This window comes from Pseudoalteromonas sp. Angola-7 (assembly GCF_028599255.1).
Lineage (GTDB): Bacteria > Pseudomonadota > Gammaproteobacteria > Enterobacterales > Alteromonadaceae > Pseudoalteromonas > Pseudoalteromonas atlantica.
In genome coordinates, this window is sequence record NZ_JAQREL010000021.1 from 40,980 (window position 1) to 58,246 (window position 17,267).

A 17,267-nucleotide genomic window follows, 5' to 3' on the forward strand; every position below is an offset into this window, starting at 1 on the left:
TCCATGGGATAAGATCCAATCGATATTGGGCTGTGTATAAACCCCCTTTTTGATCAGAGCTTATTTGCCTGATGATCCGATCATATTAACACCTTTAGATCTGATCTAATTTTATGTTTTAAATGAATAAATAGAGCTTATCAACAGAAAACCCGATCACTAGTAGTAATAGTATTAAAAGATCTCTTTAAAAGATCCTTTATATTATAAGTGATCAGTGACTTAGATCTTGCCCACTGTTTAATCATTTATCTTCTGCTAATTTCTAGGTAGAATACGCTCCCTTTTGAAGTTTACTGGTTTGATTAAGTAGGATCCCATTAATGATTTTTCACGAAAAGTTTGACGTTATCGTAGTAGGTGGTGGACATGCAGGCACTGAAGCCTCATTGGCTGCTGCACGTATGGGGATGAATACCCTGCTGCTAACTCATAATATGGATACACTTGGTCAAATGTCTTGCAACCCTGCAATTGGTGGCATAGGCAAAGGCCATTTGGTTAAAGAAATTGATGCGCTAGGCGGTGCTATGGCACAAGCTATTGATAAAGGCGGTATTCAATTTCGTACCTTAAATTCTTCAAAGGGACCTGCTGTTCGTGCAACTCGAGCACAAGCAGATCGCGCTTTGTACAAAGCTGCAATTCAAAACACATTACAAAACCAAGAAAACCTAAAAATATTTCAACAATCGTGTGATGATCTTATCGTTGAAAACGACAAAGTTGTTGGCGTAGTAACCCAAATGGGATTACGTTTTAGCGCACCTAGTGTTGTATTAACCGTAGGAACTTTCTTAGGTGGCCAAATACATATTGGTTTAGAGAATTTTAAAGGTGGTCGTGCAGGCGATCCCCCTTCAATTGCACTTGCTGATCGTTTACGTGAGTTACCTTTTAGAGTAGACCGTTTAAAAACAGGTACTCCACCACGTATTGATGCCCGTACAGTTGATTTTAGCAAGATGCAAGAACAACCAGGTGATGCGCCTACACCGGTATTTTCGTTTATTGGTAAACAAAGCGATCACCCACAGCAAATACCGTGTTATATCACCTACACAAACGAAAAAACCCATGAGGTTATTCGTAACAATTTACATCGCTCGCCTATGTACTCTGGCGTAATTGAAGGTATAGGACCACGTTACTGCCCTTCAATAGAAGATAAAATTGTGCGCTTTGCTGATAAAGACAAGCACCAAATATTTGTAGAGCCAGAAGGTTTAACATCGTACGAGCTTTACCCTAACGGTATTTCAACCAGCTTACCTTTTGATGTGCAGTTACAAATTGTGCAATCGATAGATGGTTTTGAAAACGCACATATTTGTCGTCCTGGTTATGCTATTGAATATGATTTCTTTGACCCACGTGATTTAAAACAATCATTAGAAACCAAATTTATAGACGGATTATTTTTTGCAGGCCAAATAAATGGTACTACTGGTTACGAAGAAGCCGGTGCACAAGGTTTAATTGCCGGCATGAACGCCGCTTTACAAGTACAAGGCAAAGATGCATGGACTCCACGTCGTGATGAAGCGTATGTGGGCGTACTAATAGACGACTTAGCGACGCTTGGTACAAAAGAACCGTACCGTATGTTTACTAGCCGTGCGGAATACCGTTTATTATTGCGTGAAGATAACGCTGATATTCGCTTAACAGAAAAAGGCCGTGAACTTGGTTTAGTTAACGATGAGCGCTGGCAGGCATTTAACGAAAAAATGGAAGTGATCGAAAAAGAGAAACAGCGTATTAAAGAAACCTGGATCCATAAAGATCATGCTGTGGTTGATCAAGTAAACGCTTTATTAAAAACACCGCTTACTCGTGAAGCAAGTTTAGAGGATCTACTTCGTCGTCCAGAAATTCGTTACGACGACTTAATGGCTATTGATGGGCTTGGATCTGAGTTTACAAACCAAGCTGCACTTGAACAAGTTGAGATCCACACTAAATATGCAGGCTACATTGCGCGCCAGCAAGATGAGATCAATAAACAGCTTCGTCATGAAGAAACCATTTTGCCTAAAGAGTTCGATTACTCAACGGTATCGGGTTTATCAAACGAGGTAGTTGCTAAGCTAACGGATGCGCGTCCAGACACTATTGGCCAAGCTTCTCGTATTTCTGGTATCACCCCAGCGGCGATTTCGCTATTATTAGTGTATCTGAAGAAGCAAGGCTTATTACGCAAAACTGCGTAATGGTAAAGGTAAACTGTGTTACAGCAACAATTAACAACATTGTTAGCGCAAACTGATATTGCGCTAACTGAAAAACAACAACAGCAATTAGTTAAATACGTTGAGTTACTAAACAAATGGAACAAAGCGTATAATTTAACGTCTGTACGCTTACCAGAAGAAATGATGATTAAGCACATTATGGATAGCTTAGTTGTTGCACCTCATTTACCCGGTCATCATTATATTGATGTAGGCACAGGTCCTGGCTTACCAGGTATTGTATTAGCTATTGCACTACCTGATACGCAATTTGTATTGCTTGATAGCTTAGGCAAACGTGTTCGCTTTTTAATGCAAGTTAAACACGAGCTCGGGCTAAATAATGTCACCCCTGTGCAGTCAAGAGTTGAAGAATATCAACCAAGTGTTAAATTAGATGGCGTACTAAGTCGTGCGTTTGCTTCACTGCAAGATATGGTTGATTGGTGTTCACACTTAATTGATCACTCAGGCAAATTTATAGCGCTTAAAGGTGTGTTTCCTAGTGAAGAGCTAGAGTCGCTTCCTGAGGGGGTAAAATTTGAAGATAAAATCTCGCTAGTAGTGCCTGAGCTTGATGCACAACGACATTTAATTATTCTTTCTAAAGACTAGGGATCAGAGACATAGTGGCAAAAGTCATCGCATTAGCAAATCAAAAAGGCGGCGTTGGTAAAACAACAACGGCTGTTAATCTCGCTGCATCTATGGCTGCAACGAAGCGTAAAGTGCTGTTAATAGATCTCGACCCCCAAGGCAACGCTACGATGGGTAGCGGTGTAGACAAATATGGCGATGTCGCCACCATTTACGATTTACTCATTGAAGAAAAACCAATGGATGAGGTGATAATCACTGAAACCTCGGGTGAGTATCATATGATAGCGGCCAACGGCGATGTAACCGCAGCCGAAGTAAAGTTAATGGAATTGTTTGCACGCGAAGTACGCCTTCGTAATGCGCTTGAAAAAATACAAGATAAATACGAATTTATTTTTATCGACTGCCCGCCTTCACTAAATATGTTAACAGTAAACGCCATGGCTGCTGCTGATTCTATTTTAGTACCTATGCAATGTGAATATTATGCGCTTGAAGGGTTAACCGCATTAATGGACACTATTACGCAACTTGCAAAGTTAGTTAACCCTAACTTACAAATTGAAGGCATTCTTCGTACTATGTACGATCCGCGCAATCGATTAGCAAATGATGTATCAGAACAATTAAAACAACATTTTGGCGATAAAGTATACCGCACCGTGATCCCACGTAATGTGCGTCTTGCCGAGGCACCTAGTTTTGGTGCACCAGCAATGTACTACGACCGCGCATCAAGTGGCGCAAAAGCCTACTTAGCACTTGCGGGCGAAATGCTACGCAGAAAAGAAAAAACAGCGCCGGTAGTCGCCTAACTTTAAGGTAAAAAAATAACATGTCTGCTAAAAAACGAGGTTTAGGCCGAGGACTCGATGCCCTTTTAAGTTCATCAAAACCAGCGCCGAGCTCAAGCAAGGAACAAGACACAGTAAATGTGACTGAAGCTGTACAAACTGCAGCACAGCCCGTTGCGAATGAATTGCAAAAGCTGCCTATTGAGTTTTTACACTCAGGAAAATACCAGCCTCGTAAAGATATGTCTGAAGAAGCGCTTGAGGAATTAGCAAGCTCTATCCGCTCTCAAGGCATTATTCAGCCAATTGTGGTGCGCCCTGTTGCAGAAAATAGCTTTGAAATAATTGCCGGTGAGCGCCGTTGGCGTGCTGCACAAATAGCAAAGCTTGAAAGCGTACCTTGTATTGTAAAAGATGTGCCAGATGAAGCCGCCGTTGCTATTGCGCTGATAGAAAATATTCAGCGTGAAGATTTAAACGCAATGGAAGAAGCTATCGCTTTAAACAGATTATTGAATGAATTTGAATTAACGCACCAGCAAGTTGCCGATGCGGTGGGTAAGTCGCGCACTACCGTGACCAATTTACTACGATTAAACAATTTAAATAGTGATGTTAAAATTCTGTTAGAGCATGGCGACATAGAAATGGGCCACGCACGCTGTTTATTAGCCCTTGAAGGTGAAACACAATCTGACGCTGCAAGATTAGCCGTTGCTAAAGCGCTAACTGTTCGCGAAACCGAAAAGTTAGTTCGCTCAATTTTAGAGCCGGTTGCTGCTAAAGAAGCACCTGAAAAAGACCCAGATGTTAAGCGTTTAGAGCAAAAATTAGCCGACAACTTAGGGGCTAAAGTAGAAATAAATTATAACGCGAAAGGCAAAGGTAAGTTGGTTATTTCTTACACCAATTTAGATGAGCTTGATGGCATTTTAAATCGTATAAATCACAGCAATACCGACCATTAAAATTTTACATGTCCGATAAGAGACATTTGTAGCTATTTTGTGTTACAAAGCGTCTACTCAAGTTGCAAAACTGGTAGGATTAAGTATAATTTCGCCAGTTTTCACACCCTAACAATTAGAACGCCATAAAGGTTAACTAAACGTGACTAATAAGTTAGCAAGACCTTATAGGCTTGCCGCATTTAAATTAATTTGTCTTCAGGGTATCGTAGCACTTGTAGCTGCAGTAATTATTTTTGTTGGTTGGGGAGTAAACGCCAGCGTATCAGCACTTGCCGGTAGCAGCGTAGCAATACTTCCCCACCTAGTATTTGCGCTTTATGCATTCAGATATATGGGTGCAAGCAAAGCAAATCAAGCGTATACCTCGTTAAAACGCGGTAACGGATTAAAATTTATGCTAACAATCGTATTGTTTGCACTGATACTCAAGTCAACCACGGTCGTTTTAGTGCCGTTTTTTTGTGTTTACGTATTTGTGCTCTTTACTGGATTGTTTGCACCCGTTTTTTTTAAACATTAACTTTTGGGATATAACATGGCTGCAGAAGAAGTTACTATATCAAGCCATATCCAGCATCACTTAACAAACGCTAAGATGTGTATGACCGACTCAGGTCTTGCCTTCAACAAAGCGTGTGCAGACAGTGGTTTCTGGACATGGAATATAGATACCCTCGCATGGTCAATCGGACTTGGTCTATTATTTTTATGGACCTTCCGAAGCGCCGCAAAGAAAGCACACACCGGAGTACCGGGTAAATTTCAATGTTTTATTGAAATGATTGTTGAGTTCGTTGGTGACAACGTACGTGACACATACCACGGTAAAAGCAAATTAATTGCTCCATTAGCCTTAACAATTTTTGTTTGGGTGTTCTTAATGAACTTAATGGACTTAATCCCAGTTGATTTCTTACCTGCACTTGCTGGTTTTGTTGGTGAACAAGCCTTTGGCATGGACTCACACGACGTTTACATGAAAATTGTACCTACCACAGACATAAACTTAACTGCTGCATTAGCATTGGGTGTGTTTATTCTGATGATTGGTTACTCTATTAAAATTAAAGGGGTTGGTGGCTTCATTAAAGAGCTTACACTTCACCCGTTTAGCTCTAATAGCAAAGTGGCTATGATTTTCTTAATTCCTTGTAATTTATTACTAGAAACAATCGCTCTAGTGTCTAAGCCTTTCTCGCTAGCACTGCGTTTATTCGGTAACTTATACGCTGGTGAATTGATATTCATACTTATCGGCGCAGTTGGTTTAATGCAACTTCCGTTGCACTTTGTTTGGGCTGTATTCCATATCTTAGTAATCGTGTTACAAGCATTCGTATTTATGATGCTAACCATTGTTTACCTAAGCATGGCAAGTTCAGACAATCACTAATTTATACACTTTTTATATTTAACTTTAACAATTGAAACTTTGGAGAAAAAAATGGAACTAATGATCGGTCTTAAGTACATCGCAGTTGCTTTACTTATCGGCTTCGGTGCAATCGGTACTGCTATCGGCTTCGGTAACATGGGTGGTAAATTCCTAGAAGCATGTGCGCGTCAACCTGAACTTGCACCTTCATTACAAGTTAAGATGTTCATCCTAGCTGGTCTAATCGATGCGGTAGCAATGATCGGTGTTGGTATCGCAATGGTAATCCTGTTCGTACTTTAATTTTATTTTTTGAACAGCTTACTATTTTAAGGAGGAGCGGTCGTGAACATAACAGCCACTCTTATCGGTGAATTAATTGCGTTTACGGTGTTTGTACTATTTTGTATGAAATATGTATGGCCACCACTTAATGATGCAATTGAGTCTCGCCAGAAGAAAATTGAAGATGGTTTAGCTGCCTCTGATAGAGCCGAAAAAGACTTAGAACTTGCGCAACAAAAAGCTGCAGAACAGCTTAAAGATGCAAAAGCTCAAGCGGCTGATATCATTGAACAAGCTAAAAAGCGTGCCGTGCTTATTGTTGACGAAGAAACTGTTCGTGGACAAGAAGAGCGTGAAAAAATTATTGCTCAAGGGCACTCTGAAATTGAATCAGAGCGTAACCGTGTAACAGAAGAGCTACGTAAGCAAGTAGCAACTCTGGCAGTGGTTGGCGCTGAAAGAATTTTAGAGCGTGAAATCAATCAAGCCGCACATAGTGACATCGTTGAAAAACTTGTCGCTGAGCTGTAATTAGGAGGGTATGAGCATGTCTGAATTGACTACTATCGCTCGCCCATACGCTAAAGCGGCTTTTGAACTTGCCGTTGAAAAAGGCACGATTGAAAGCTGGAATGACATGTTGTTTTTTGCAGGCGAAGTTGCCAGCAATGAACAAGCATCAGCCATTCTAGCTGGATTGCCTACTGCTACTGCACAAGCTGAGTTATTTATTAACTTATGTGCTGAGCAGCTCAACGAACAAGGTCAGAACCTAGTTAAGGTGATGGCTGAAAATGGACGTTTGATTGCACTGCCTGAGGTTGCTCAGTTATTCGCTGCGTTTAAAGCAGAGTATGACAAAGAAATCGACGTAGATGTGATTTCGGCAACCCCTCTTGCTGCAGCGCAGCAAGAGTCATTGGTAGCGACACTTGAAAAACGTTTCGCACGCAAAGTTAAGCTGAATTGTAGTGAAGACGCTGCAGTTGTTGGCGGCCTTATTATTAAGGCGGGTGACACTGTAATCGACGGCTCAGTACGCGGTAAATTAAACCGCTTAGCCACAACACTACAATCGTAATTGGGAAAAAGAGCATGCAACTTAATTCCACTGAAATTTCAGATCTGATCAAACAACGTATTGAGCAGTTCGAAGTTGTAAGTGAAGCTCGTAACGAAGGTACTATCGTATCTGTTACTGACGGTATCATCCGCATCCACGGTCTAGCTGACTGTATGCAAGGTGAGATGATTGAGCTTCCAGGCAACCGTTATGCTATCGCACTAAACCTTGAGCGTGACTCAATTGGTGCAGTAGTTATGGGTCCTTACGCTGACCTTACTGAAGGCGTAAAAGTATACACAACTGGTCGTATCTTAGAAGTTCCTGTTGGTGCTGGCTTACTTGGTCGTGTTGTAAACACACTAGGTGCTCCTATCGACGGTAAAGGCGCTTTAGATAACGATGGTTTTGAACCTGTAGAAAAAATTGCACCAGGTGTAATCGAGCGTCAATCTGTAGATGAGCCAGTTCAAACTGGTTACAAATCTATTGATGCGATGATTCCAGTTGGTCGTGGTCAGCGTGAGCTTGTAATCGGTGACCGCCAAACAGGTAAAACTGCACTAGCAATCGATGCAATCATCAACCAAAAGAACACAGGCGTTAAGTGTGTGTACGTAGCGGTTGGCCAAAAAGCATCTACTATTGCTAACGTAGTACGTAAATTAGAAGAGCACGGTGCACTTGCAAATACTATCGTAGTTGTAGCATCTGCTTCTGAGTCTGCGGCACTTCAGTACTTAGCACCGTTCTCGGGCTGTACTATGGGTGAATACTTCCGTGACCGTGGTGAAAACGCATTAATCGTATATGATGATTTATCTAAGCAAGCTGTTGCTTACCGTCAAATCTCATTACTACTTAAGCGTCCACCAGGTCGTGAAGCATACCCAGGTGACGTATTCTACCTTCACTCGCGTCTTTTAGAGCGTGCATCGCGTGTAAACGCTGATTACGTTGAAAAGTTCACTAACGGTGAAGTGAAAGGACAAACTGGTTCATTGACGGCATTGCCAATCATTGAAACTCAAGGCGGCGACGTTTCTGCGTTCGTACCGACAAACGTTATCTCTATCACCGATGGTCAGATCTTCTTAGAAACTGACTTATTCAACTCAGGTATCCGTCCGGCAGTAAATGCTGGTATCTCGGTATCGCGTGTTGGTGGTGCTGCACAAACTAAAATCGTTAAGAAACTAGGTGGCGGTATCCGTCTAGCCCTAGCTCAGTACCGTGAATTAGCTGCGTTCTCGCAGTTCGCGTCTGACCTTGATGATGCAACTCGTGCTCAACTTGAGCATGGTGAGCGTGTAACAGAGCTAATGAAGCAGAAACAGTACGCACCAATGTCTGTTGCTGAAATGTCTTTGTCGTTATTTGCAGCTGAGAAAGGTTATCTTAAAGATATCGAAATCTCTAAAATTATGGATTTCGAAGCAGCTTTACTTTCTTATGCAAGTAGCACATACGCAGAGCTTGTGGCTCAAATCAATGAAACTGGTAACTACAACGCCGAGATCGAAGCGCAGCTTAAAGAACTTCTTGAGAAGTTCAAGTCTACGCAAACTTGGTAATTTAGTTATTAATGGTGCGCTTTAGTTTACTAAAGCACACCTTGATTCGGAGAGAGAGTCATGGCCAGCGGAAAAGAGATTAAAAGCAAGATCGGGAGTATTAAAAATACTCAAAAGATCACTAGCGCAATGGAAATGGTTGCTGCGTCTAAAATGAAAAAGGCGCAAGAACGAGTGGCTTCAAGCCGTCCATACGCTGACAAATTACGCAAAGTAATTGGTCGTGTTGCTCAAGCAAATCTTGATTTTACTCACCCGTTCTTAGAAGAACGTGAAGTAAAACGAGTTGGTTATATTGTTATCTCTACAGACCGTGGTCTATGTGGCGGCTTAAACTCAAATGAGTTTAAAAAAGTTGCATTAGACATTAAAGCGTGGAAAGAAAAAGGTGTGGACGCTGAGTTTGCAACTTTAGGTAGCAAAGCAGCTAGCTTCTTTCAACGTTTTGGCGGTCAAGTGCTTGCTAAAAAAGCAGGCCTTGGAGATAAGCCTTCAGTACAAGACGTAATTGGTCCTGTAAAAATTATGCTAGATGCATTCTCTGAAGGTAAAATTGACCGTTTATTCCTGGTATATAACAACTTCGTTAATACCATGAAGCAAGAACCAACAATTGACCAGTTACTCCCTTTGCCAAAAGCTGAAGAAGAAGTATCTGCCCACACATGGGACTACTTATACGAGCCAGGCCCAGACGCTATATTAGAGTCTTTGCTTGTACGCTTTGTTGAGTCTCAGGTATACCAAGGTGTGGTTGAGAACGCTGCCTCTGAACAGGCTGCCCGTATGGTTGCAATGAAAGCTGCAACAGATAATGCCGGCGACCTTATGGATGAGTTACAGCTTGTTTATAACAAGGCCCGCCAAGCGGCAATCACACAAGAAATTAGTGAGATTGTTTCTGGTTCAGCCGCAGTTTAATGCTTCAGGCAAAGATTAACGAGAGGAATAGACATGAGTTTAGGTAAGGTCGTCCAAATTATCGGTGCCGTTGTGGATATTGAGTTTTCTCAAGACAACGTGCCAGCCGTATATGACGCGCTAAAAGTAACAGATGGCGATTTAGCTGGTTTGACTTTAGAAGTTCAACAACAGCTAGGTGGCGGTGTTGTTCGTACTATCGCACTAGGTACTACTGACGGTTTACGTCGTGGCGCAGCGGTAGAAAATACAGGTGAAGCGATTCAAGTTCCAGTTGGTAAAGCAACGCTTGGTCGTATTATGAACGTACTTGGTGAGCCAATCGATGAAGCTGGCCCAATCGGCGAAGAAGACCGTATGTCTATTCACCGTGCAGCGCCTTCATACGAAGAGCAATCAAGTTCAGTAGAACTTTTAGAAACTGGTATCAAGGTAATCGACCTTGTATGTCCATTTGCTAAAGGTGGTAAAGTTGGTTTATTCGGTGGTGCCGGTGTAGGTAAAACCGTAAACATGATGGAACTTATCCGTAACATCGCAATCGAGCATAGCGGCTACTCAGTATTCGCAGGTGTTGGTGAGCGTACTCGTGAGGGTAACGATTTCTACCATGAGATGAACGATTCAAACGTACTTGATAAAGTATCGCTTGTATACGGTCAGATGAACGAGCCTCCTGGTAACCGTTTACGCGTAGCGTTAACTGGTCTTACTATGGCTGAGAAGTTCCGTGACGAAGGTCGCGATGTACTTTTCTTCGTAGATAACATCTACCGTTACACGCTTGCTGGTACAGAAGTATCTGCACTTCTTGGTCGTATGCCATCAGCGGTAGGTTACCAGCCTACACTTGCTGAAGAAATGGGTGTACTTCAAGAGCGTATCGCTTCAACGAAGACAGGTTCAATTACATCAATCCAAGCGGTATACGTACCTGCGGATGATTTAACGGATCCATCTCCAGCAACTACCTTTGCTCACTTAGATGCAACAGTCGTACTTTCACGTGATATCGCATCACTTGGTATCTACCCAGCGGTAGACCCACTTGATTCATCTTCACGTCAACTTGACCCATTAGTAATTGGTCAAGAGCACTACGATACAGCACGTGGCGTTCAAACAGTTCTTCAGCGTTACAAAGAACTTAAAGACATCATTGCTATCCTAGGTATGGACGAGCTTTCTGACGAAGATAAGCAACTTGTATCTCGTGCACGTAAAATCCAGCGTTTCCTATCTCAGCCATTCTTCGTGGCAGAGGTATTTACAGGTGCGCCAGGTAAATACGTTTCACTAAAAGACACAATTGCTGGCTTTAAAGGCATTCTAAGCGGTGAATTTGATGACCTTCCAGAGCAAGCGTTCTACATGGTTGGCTCTATCGAAGAAGCTCAAGAAAAAGCTAAAAGCATGTAATTAGGAGGGTAGTATGGCAGCTATGACTGTACATCTTGACGTAGTAAGCGCAGAGCAGAGCTTGTTCTCTGGTCTAGTTGAATCGATTCAAGTATCTGGTAGTGAAGGTGAGCTTGGTGTTAATGCCGGTCACGCCCCACTACTAACTGCCCTTAAACCTGGTATGGTACGTTTAGTTAAGCAACATGGTGAAGAAGAACTGATCTATATTGCTGGCGGTACACTAGAAGTTCAACCGAACATAGTAACCGTACTTGCTGATACAGCTGTTCGTGGTGAAGACCTAGACGAGCAAGCCGCAGAGCAAGCTAAGCGTGACGCAGAAAGCCAAATGGCTAATGCGTCAGCAGCTGAATTTGATTATCAAAAAGCAGCTATGCAACTAGCAGAAGCTATTGCACAACTTCGCGTAATACAGCAATTACGTAAAAAGTAAGCCTATCCGGTTTTTAAAAGCCCACGTTATGTGGGCTTTTTTGTGCCTGTAATTTGGCTTTACACTTATATCGGTTAGCAAAGCTGGTTACAATAAGTGTAATTATTATGAATAGTTTGTTTATCATAGATTCAGTCATTATTTTTTATAATACCGCTGAGTATGTATACATGGAGTGACATGCGTAATCTAGTTAAGCTACTTTCATTAACTCCTCACTAAAACAACGGAAAAAGGAAATTGTTTTAATGGCTCTAACAACAGTAATTCTTGCTGCGGGTAAAGGTACTCGTATGCGCTCTGCTCTACCAAAAGTACTGCATAAAGTGGCAGGTAAACCTATGGTGCAGCATGTTATAGATAACGCAAAGGCACTTGGTGCAACCACCACTAATTTAGTTTACGGGCATGGCGGCGGACTATTACAACAACAACTTGCCGATAACGACGTAAACTGGGTACTGCAAGCAGAACAACTTGGTACTGGCCACGCAGTAGCACAAGCAAGCCCTCATATTAATGATGACGACACTGTGCTTGTTTTATACGGCGATGTACCCCTTACAAAGCAATCAACACTTGAGCGCTTACTAGCCGCAACACCTAAAAATGGTTTGGCGGTATTAACAGTTAATTTGGTTAACCCAAATGGCTATGGCCGTATGCTACGAGAAGAGGGCAAGCTTGTAGGTATTATTGAGCAAAAAGATGCAAGCGCTGAGCAGCTACTTATCAGCGAAGTAAACACCGGCATTATGGCGGTTAACGGCAAGCTTTTAAAAACATGGTTAGGCAATCTATCTAACAATAATGCGCAAGGCGAATACTACCTTACAGATATCGTTGCTATGGCGCACAGTGAAGGTGTAGAAATCACCTCAGCACAGCCCGATCATGCAATGGAAGTAGAAGGCGCAAACAACCGCGTACAACTTGCAGGCCTAGAGCGTGCTTATCAAGCATGGCAAGCAGAAGAGCTAATGTTAAATGGTGCCACCCTCGCCGACCCTGCTCGTATTGATGTACGTGGCAATGTTAAAACAGGCGAAGACGTATTAATTGATATAAACGTTATTTTTGAAGGTAATGTAACCCTTGGCAATAACGTACAAATTGGCCCTAACTGCGTACTTAAAAACTGTACCATAGGCGATAACGTTGTAATAAAAGCGAATACCCTAATTGAAGATGCAAGCGTAGCGGCTAAATGTACGCTGGGGCCTTATGCACGCCTACGCCCAGGTGCGGTAATGGAAGAAGACTCGCACATTGGTAACTTTGTAGAGATTAAAAAAACCCGCTTAGGTAAAGGCTCTAAAGCAAACCACTTAAGTTACTTAGGCGACGCTGAAATTGGTGAAAAAGTGAATATAGGCGCAGGCACTATTACCTGTAACTACGATGGAGTTAATAAAGCAAAAACCATTATTGGTGATAACGCCTTTATTGGTTCTAACTCATCGCTTGTTGCCCCAGTACACATTGGTACAACAGCAACTGTAGGTGCAGGCTCTGTGATCACCAGTACCGTTGAAGATGAACAACTTGCAATAGCACGCTCTAAACAGCGTAATTTAACGGGCTGGAAACGCCCGGTTAAAAAATAGCAACGATCATTACTTATTAAATAATTACAGCGAGTTTAACACTCGCTTTTTTATTGCTTAAATTTTGACTATTATTTAAACTTATAGTTAACGGATTAAAAATTACACTCAAGGAAGTCTTATGTCTGCATATGCTCGTCGTGCTGTCGCCGAAAGGCAGCGCCAAAATCAAATCAAAAACATACTATCAGGTAATAATCACACGCTTATCCAAATGAACTCAGCAGAGTTTGTAGACTACATTATTTCTGTAAAGATGAAGCAAGGTAAATCTCGTTCAGAAGTGGTTGATTGGCTTGATGAGTTACTGGAAGAGCATAATTCACTATCAAGTAAATGGAAACGAATTAAAGATCAGTTAAAGACTGGAGGTGGACTCTATCCTTTATTTAATGATGTGAAGGCATTAGCCATTATAGCGGTTGCAATGCACCGCCAAGGTAATGTTTTCGGTAAGTTTAAAATTAAAGTTTATAATGGTTCCCCCGCTATTATAATGTCCTCTTACCCCGGTATCAAAGCTCATTTAACGGGTACTCGTTATTTAGCAAGCAACCCCAAACTTTTTACTATCGGTGTCGGTAAATTAGAAGCTGCAAAAGCTATGAAGGGTGGGTTTGTGCTTACTCTAGTAATTTCAGTGACATTTCATGCTACAGACTATTTATTAAACGATCAAAAAACATGGCATGACTTAGTAGCAGGTGTAGCCGTAGACATGGCTGTAGTTGGAGCTGCTATTGTGACTACTAGTACAATATTAGGTGTTGCATCATCAGCATCAGCAGGTTTAGCAACAATAATTGCTGGTACAGTATTAGTGCCCTTGTTGGTTGTTGTAGTCGTTGGGGTGGCTTTTTCAATTGCATTTTCGGATACCAGTGGTTATGTAAAAGTACTTTCTGAAGAGTTAAGAAATATTGAAAATAAGATACAAAGTGATGTAGTTAAAATTAGGGCTGGAGCGCAGAAAATTAATAACGAATATAAAGAAAATCCAAATGAATTTTTACATGAGTTTTTTGGGGTTCCTATGTTTAAAAAAAATAGGTCTTATAACTTTTGAAGTTTTTAGAATGGAAAAAAGCAGATAAGAAGTTATCTTTTGCAAATATGAAGGAATTAGCATCTGTTTTTTTCTTGTTAATTATTAGTGGAGGACTGTGCTACAAAATAGCCTTAAACTTTTTTTCCGAAGTGGAAACTATATTTTTAGTTAGTCAGCCTCAATTTTTTATCAAAGAGCAGGCCACCATACTATTATCTTTTTTATTATTGCCTTGCTTATTTCTAACGTTTTTATCGACTTTACAGCGCTTTTTGGGGTTTGATATAAAGCTAACTTTAATTAATGCATTTAAAACTGCAGTTGTAGGTTTAATTGTTTTATTAATTCTATCAATCCCGACGAATCTCGTTATAGAGGCTAATTTAAAAAGCAGAGGTTACACTTATTGTAGTTGGTATACTGAACCCTCACTTCGATCGCCTGATGTTTGGCTAAAAAACGATGAGTTATGCTTACAAGATGGCTCTGTCATAATCAGTGATCTAGCCGATTGGTTCGAGCAAAAAAACCAACAAGGTATTGAGCCTTCGGTTGATGAGCTAAAAGAGTTTATAAAAGAAACTCGAAATTAATAGCTTTTAGCTACAAAGCTGCTTTCATGGGTAATAAGCTACTCCTTAGCTTCAAGCGAGTTTAACACTCGCTTTTTTATTGCCGAAATCTAATGAAAATAAAAGTGCCATAGCTTTGTCATACCTGTGTGTTGTTATTTTGTTCAATACCACACTAAGGAAAATAACAATGTTAAAAAGGTCACTTATAGCACTTTCACTCATATCAATATTAACGGGTTGCTCACTAGATGGAGATGACGGCCAAGACGGCACGCAAGGTATCCAAGGGGAGCAAGGCACAGCGGGTCAAAATGGTACTAACGGCACTAATGCAAACTCTGCGTTAAATATAAGTTTAGTAGGCCGCGCTGTACTTAATGCCCAAAGCCCCGAAGGTGCAGCCGAAATAGTCGCTTATCAAGCATCTAAAAAGTGGATATACGCCATTAATAGTTCTGGTGATGAAGCAGTAGTGAATATTATACCCGCCGACACCTTTGATACGGCGGCCCTTGTTCAAGATAACGAAGGGATAGTGAGTGCAACTAACCTAACATCAACCATTACCCTTACCTTAAACGACAACACCCCAGGCGATGCAAACAGCATAGCAATAGATGAAAACAACCAAATGCTAGCTGTGGCTATGGCTGCTAAAAATGTGGGCGAAGCGGGTCAAATTGCATTTTACGACATAAGCGGCGATGCACCCGCATTCATAAAAAATGTACCAGCGGGCTTTTTACCAGACATGGTGACTTTTAACCACGACGGTACAAAAGTAGTTGTAGCCAATGAAGGTGAACCTAATGGCGATTACAGTATCGACCCAGAAGGCTCTGTAAGCATAATTAATATAGTAGAAGGTGTAGTAGCTGATACGGCAACTAATATTGACTTTACTACTTACAATAGTCAGCAAGCTGAACTTGAGTCTGATGGATTTGTGTTTGCTAACCCTACAGGGCGCACTATTAACGGAAATGTAATAAATACGACAGTAGCTATGGATTTAGAGCCTGAGTACGTCAGCATTTCTAAAGATAACAAATATGCCTACGTATCAATTCAAGAAAATAACGGTCTCGCTATTATTAACCTAGAAGATAATAGCGTAGAGCTAAAAGCGCTAGGCTTTAAAGACTGGTCAAATTTACAAATAGATGCATCAGATAAAGACGGCGGTGTTAATTTTAAATCGTACCCAGGGCTTTATGGTATGTATCAGCCAGATACTATCTCAAGCTTTAGCTGGAAAGGCGCAAATTTTATAGTATCGGCAAATGAAGGTGATGCACGCGAGTACTTCTTTGATGTAACAGATGAAGCAGACTGCGCAGCAAAGGGCGGCCTAGATTACGATGAAGATGATGGCTGTCTTGCCTATATAGATGAAAGCCGTGTTGAAGATTTAACGCTTGCAGCTAATTTTGATTACTTAAATAACGACGATGACGATATAGGCCGCTTGAAAGTAAGCACTGTAAAAGGTAATACGAATGACGACGATCAATACGAATCGCTTTATGCCTATGGTGCACGCTCATTTACTATTTGGGACAGTAATGGGCTGGTGGTATTTGACTCAGGCGATGACATAGGTCGTATTACCGCATCGGTTCATGGTGAAGCCTTTAATAACAATGAAGATGAAAACGAAGGTGACACACGCTCAGATGATAAAGGCGCAGAACCCGAAGCGCTAACAATAGGTACGATAGACGAACGCACTTTTGCCTTTATAGGTCTTGAGCGCATGGGCGGGATTATGGTTTACGATATTACCAACCCTTACGATGTGCAATTTGAAGATTACTTTTATAACCGTGGTGTAATAGAAGGGGCAGATATAACCGGCGACCTTGCACCCGAAGGCATGGTGTTTGTACCTGCCGAACAAAGTGCGACAGGCGAGCCACTGCTTATAATCGGTAATGAGATCTCAGGTTCTATAGCTGTATGGCAAATTGCAGTAAATTAAAACCAACAAAGCAGTACAGCGATTACTAAATGTACTGCTTTTTCTAACGCGCAAATATTAGCTGTAAAATAGCGACTTAACATGCGCATTTTTTAATCTAAAATCAGCCTGTAGGCCTTTATTTGTATGCGTTTCATACTAAATTCATTTATTTGTCAAAAAGCTGAAATAAAACATTGACCCCCGCTCGAATCTCCCTATAATGCGACCCCACTGAGACGGGAAACGCTGAAGCATAGCAAGGCACAACGGCTCAGAGAGTTAAGTAAAACTTCGGTTTTAAATCTTCTAAAAAGAAAGTTTAAAATTAAGTGTTGACTCGAAAAATAAAGGATGTATTATACGCATCCCTAGCGACAACGTCGCAACGTTCTTTAACAATAT

General features: G+C 41.4%; 17 protein-coding genes. All 17 read left to right on the forward strand.

Going from position 1 to position 17,267, the window contains the following annotated elements:
• Positions 1-323 precede the first annotated feature (323 nt).
• The 17 genes from mnmG to PSH50_RS20000 all read left to right on the forward strand — a co-directional run bounded on the left by mnmG (position 324) and on the right by PSH50_RS20000 (position 16,883).
• Positions 324-2,213 carry a tRNA uridine-5-carboxymethylaminomethyl(34) synthesis enzyme MnmG gene (gene mnmG, locus PSH50_RS19920; protein ID WP_054983815.1) on the forward strand — a complete coding sequence of 630 codons (1,890 nt, stop codon included), beginning with the start codon at positions 324-326 and terminating at the stop codon, positions 2,211-2,213.
• Between the two features lie 15 nt (positions 2,214-2,228).
• Complete coding sequence (gene rsmG, locus PSH50_RS19925) at positions 2,229-2,849, forward strand: 16S rRNA (guanine(527)-N(7))-methyltransferase RsmG (protein WP_004588066.1); 621 nt, start codon at positions 2,229-2,231, stop codon at positions 2,847-2,849.
• A gap of 14 nt (positions 2,850-2,863) precedes the next feature.
• On the forward strand, positions 2,864-3,649 hold the full coding sequence (locus PSH50_RS19930) for a ParA family protein (RefSeq protein ID WP_004588067.1): 786 nt from the start codon (positions 2,864-2,866) through the stop codon (positions 3,647-3,649).
• 20 nt (positions 3,650-3,669) lie between these two features.
• The gene (locus PSH50_RS19935; protein ID WP_273609995.1) at positions 3,670-4,596 is read left to right on the forward strand and encodes a ParB/RepB/Spo0J family partition protein; all 927 of its coding nucleotides are present in this window, start codon (positions 3,670-3,672) and stop codon (positions 4,594-4,596) included.
• A 142-nt stretch (positions 4,597-4,738) separates the two neighbouring features.
• A complete protein-coding gene (locus PSH50_RS19940; RefSeq protein ID WP_024032126.1) occupies positions 4,739-5,119 on the forward strand; it encodes an ATP synthase subunit I in 381 nt (126 codons plus the stop codon).
• 15 nt (positions 5,120-5,134) lie between these two features.
• Positions 5,135-5,992, forward strand: coding sequence for a F0F1 ATP synthase subunit A (gene atpB, locus PSH50_RS19945; protein WP_004588070.1), 858 nt, complete (start codon positions 5,135-5,137; stop codon positions 5,990-5,992).
• A 51-nt stretch (positions 5,993-6,043) separates the two neighbouring features.
• Complete coding sequence (atpE, locus tag PSH50_RS19950; protein ID WP_138683981.1) at positions 6,044-6,277, forward strand: F0F1 ATP synthase subunit C; 234 nt, start codon at positions 6,044-6,046, stop codon at positions 6,275-6,277.
• A 42-nt stretch (positions 6,278-6,319) separates the two neighbouring features.
• On the forward strand, positions 6,320-6,790 hold the full coding sequence (gene atpF / locus PSH50_RS19955; protein WP_004588072.1) for a F0F1 ATP synthase subunit B: 471 nt from the start codon (positions 6,320-6,322) through the stop codon (positions 6,788-6,790).
• A 16-nt stretch (positions 6,791-6,806) separates the two neighbouring features.
• A complete protein-coding gene (atpH, locus tag PSH50_RS19960; RefSeq protein ID WP_004588073.1) occupies positions 6,807-7,340 on the forward strand; it encodes a F0F1 ATP synthase subunit delta in 534 nt (177 codons plus the stop codon).
• A 14-nt stretch (positions 7,341-7,354) separates the two neighbouring features.
• Positions 7,355-8,896, forward strand: coding sequence for a F0F1 ATP synthase subunit alpha (gene atpA / locus PSH50_RS19965; RefSeq protein ID WP_004588074.1), 1,542 nt, complete (start codon positions 7,355-7,357; stop codon positions 8,894-8,896).
• Between the two features lie 60 nt (positions 8,897-8,956).
• A complete protein-coding gene (gene atpG / locus PSH50_RS19970) occupies positions 8,957-9,817 on the forward strand; it encodes a F0F1 ATP synthase subunit gamma (protein ID WP_004588075.1) in 861 nt (286 codons plus the stop codon).
• Between the two features lie 33 nt (positions 9,818-9,850).
• Positions 9,851-11,236 carry a F0F1 ATP synthase subunit beta gene (gene atpD / locus PSH50_RS19975; protein WP_004588076.1) on the forward strand — a complete coding sequence of 462 codons (1,386 nt, stop codon included), beginning with the start codon at positions 9,851-9,853 and terminating at the stop codon, positions 11,234-11,236.
• A 13-nt stretch (positions 11,237-11,249) separates the two neighbouring features.
• Positions 11,250-11,672, forward strand: coding sequence for a F0F1 ATP synthase subunit epsilon (locus PSH50_RS19980; protein ID WP_004588077.1), 423 nt, complete (start codon positions 11,250-11,252; stop codon positions 11,670-11,672).
• Positions 11,673-11,920: 248 nt separating this feature from the next.
• Positions 11,921-13,279 carry a bifunctional UDP-N-acetylglucosamine diphosphorylase/glucosamine-1-phosphate N-acetyltransferase GlmU gene (gene glmU, locus PSH50_RS19985; protein ID WP_273609996.1) on the forward strand — a complete coding sequence of 453 codons (1,359 nt, stop codon included), beginning with the start codon at positions 11,921-11,923 and terminating at the stop codon, positions 13,277-13,279.
• Positions 13,280-13,400: 121 nt separating this feature from the next.
• Positions 13,401-14,345: a hypothetical protein gene (locus tag PSH50_RS19990; RefSeq protein ID WP_138576254.1), complete on the forward strand. Its 945-nt coding sequence runs from the start codon at positions 13,401-13,403 to the stop codon at positions 14,343-14,345.
• Positions 14,342-14,920, forward strand: a complete 579-nt coding sequence (locus PSH50_RS19995) for a DUF1240 domain-containing protein (protein ID WP_138576256.1) — start codon at positions 14,342-14,344, stop codon at positions 14,918-14,920. Before PSH50_RS19990 ends, PSH50_RS19995 begins: the two co-directional genes overlap by 4 nt.
• 169 nt (positions 14,921-15,089) lie before the next feature.
• A complete protein-coding gene (locus tag PSH50_RS20000) occupies positions 15,090-16,883 on the forward strand; it encodes a choice-of-anchor I family protein (RefSeq protein WP_273609997.1) in 1,794 nt (597 codons plus the stop codon).
• Positions 16,884-17,267: the final 384 nt, after the last annotated feature.

Coding starts and splice junctions, on each gene's coding strand:
- PSH50_RS20000 (WP_273609997.1), top strand. CDS start 15,090: ATGTTAAAAAGGTCACTTATAGCACTTTCACTCATATCAATATTAACG.
- atpA (WP_004588074.1), top strand. CDS start 7,355: ATGCAACTTAATTCCACTGAAATTTCAGATCTGATCAAACAACGTATT.
- glmU (WP_273609996.1), top strand. CDS start 11,921: ATGGCTCTAACAACAGTAATTCTTGCTGCGGGTAAAGGTACTCGTATG.
- atpG (WP_004588075.1), top strand. CDS start 8,957: ATGGCCAGCGGAAAAGAGATTAAAAGCAAGATCGGGAGTATTAAAAAT.
- PSH50_RS19935 (WP_273609995.1), top strand. CDS start 3,670: ATGTCTGCTAAAAAACGAGGTTTAGGCCGAGGACTCGATGCCCTTTTA.
- PSH50_RS19990 (WP_138576254.1), top strand. CDS start 13,401: ATGTCTGCATATGCTCGTCGTGCTGTCGCCGAAAGGCAGCGCCAAAAT.
- atpE (WP_138683981.1), top strand. CDS start 6,044: ATGGAACTAATGATCGGTCTTAAGTACATCGCAGTTGCTTTACTTATC.
- atpD (WP_004588076.1), top strand. CDS start 9,851: ATGAGTTTAGGTAAGGTCGTCCAAATTATCGGTGCCGTTGTGGATATT.
- atpB (WP_004588070.1), top strand. CDS start 5,135: ATGGCTGCAGAAGAAGTTACTATATCAAGCCATATCCAGCATCACTTA.
- PSH50_RS19980 (WP_004588077.1), top strand. CDS start 11,250: ATGGCAGCTATGACTGTACATCTTGACGTAGTAAGCGCAGAGCAGAGC.
- mnmG (WP_054983815.1), top strand. CDS start 324: ATGATTTTTCACGAAAAGTTTGACGTTATCGTAGTAGGTGGTGGACAT.
- atpH (WP_004588073.1), top strand. CDS start 6,807: ATGTCTGAATTGACTACTATCGCTCGCCCATACGCTAAAGCGGCTTTT.